1 protein-coding gene is annotated in these 1,431 nt (G+C 63.3%); it reads right to left on the bottom strand.

Annotated elements, in window-relative coordinates; all coding sequences use genetic code 11:
* Positions 1-1,173, bottom strand: a 1,173-nt coding sequence (locus tag GOEFS_RS21685; protein ID WP_138918108.1) for an IS30 family transposase, incomplete at its 3' end; no start/stop codon positions are given.
* Between the last annotated feature and the right edge of the window lie 258 nt (positions 1,174-1,431).

Here is a 1,431-nt window from a genome sequence, read left to right as displayed (position 1 = left end):
GGCTATCAGTAGATCACGCAGACGCTCGGCTGGAGTTTTCCAGTCGAGCGTTTTGCGTGGCCGTCGGTTGAGTTTCTGTGCGACGAGTTCGAGGTCCTCGGGCCCGTAGAGGCTTAAGTCGGTGCCCTTCGGGAAGTACTGTCGCAGCAGCCCGTTGGTGTTTTCGTTAGATCCGCGTTGCCAGGGTGAGTGGGGGTCGCAGAAGTAGACCGGTACCCCGGTAGCAATGGTGAACTGTTTGTGGCTGGCCATCTCGCATCCCTGGTCCCAGGTCAGTGAACCGCGCAGATGCGCAGGGAGTGTTCCGATCAGCGGCACTAGCACGTCACGAACCTCCTCGGCGGTGTGTCCACCCGGGAGATGTCCGAGCATGACGTAGCGGGTGGAGCGTTCGACCAGGGTCACGATCGCGGACTCGCTGCGGGCGCCAACGATCAGGTCGCCTTCCCAATGTCCTGGCACAGCCCGGTCGTCGACCTCGGCGGGGCGGTCGGAGATCATCACCATGTCGTCGACGAACCGCTTGGCGCGCTGTTCGGCTTTGCGATGGGGTTTGCGGCGGGTTCGACCGGTCCGCAAGGCTATCGCGACCTCGCGGCGCAGCCCTCCCCGGGCCTGGACATAGATCGCCTGGTAGATCGTTTCAGTGCTCACTCGCATGCCCTGATCGTCGGGGAACTCTTCCCTGAGAGCGTGGCATACCTGTTCTGGGGACCACTGGTCCTGCAACTTGTCGGCGACATAGTCGCGCAGTGGGCCGGTCCGGGTCAGCTTGGATTCTTTAGGGCGGGACCGTGAGCGGGTCCATGCCCGATGCGCACAGTGCGCGCGGTAGACATCCTTGACTGAATAGGCATCGATTTCGCGTTTGATCGTCGAGGCCGACCGACCCAGCCGCCGACCGACCTCCCGTAGCGAGTGACCCTCACGGTGCAGGTCGGCGATCTGTTCCCGATCGGCCAAGGTCAGGAACCGTGGATGCAGTGTCGCTTCCAATCGAGCCAGTGATGGCTGGCCAGCGGCCTGGCGATGGGTGGTCATACCTGTGGTGTAGTCGACGCGCCGTCCATCAGGATGAAGGCGCGCGTTCCCGACTTTGCGGATTCCCTTATCCCAATCCCCGGCCGTACGGATGTTCACGCCGATCTCGGCAGCCGCCTCACGACGACTCACCCCCTCCGCGCGGAGCTGGTCGTATCGGACACGACCCCGGTGCCCGCCAGTACCGCTCTTCCCTCGACCACGCAGCCCGGCCTTGCGCACCCACCCATACGCCGTGTCACGACTAATCCCGACCACACGAGCAGCCTCGGTCACGTTGCCATCTACACGGTCAAACGCCCCGAAGAACTCTTCCTTCAACTCTGCAGAACACACGATCCCCGCAACTCCCTGAATCCAGGGTGTTGCGGGGATCGCTAGAACCCGCCC

The organism is Gordonia effusa NBRC 100432 (assembly GCF_000241305.1).
In the GTDB taxonomy this organism is placed as follows: Bacteria; Actinomycetota; Actinomycetes; order Mycobacteriales; family Mycobacteriaceae; genus Gordonia; species Gordonia effusa.
This window is presented reverse-complemented; position numbering and strand designations above follow the sequence as displayed.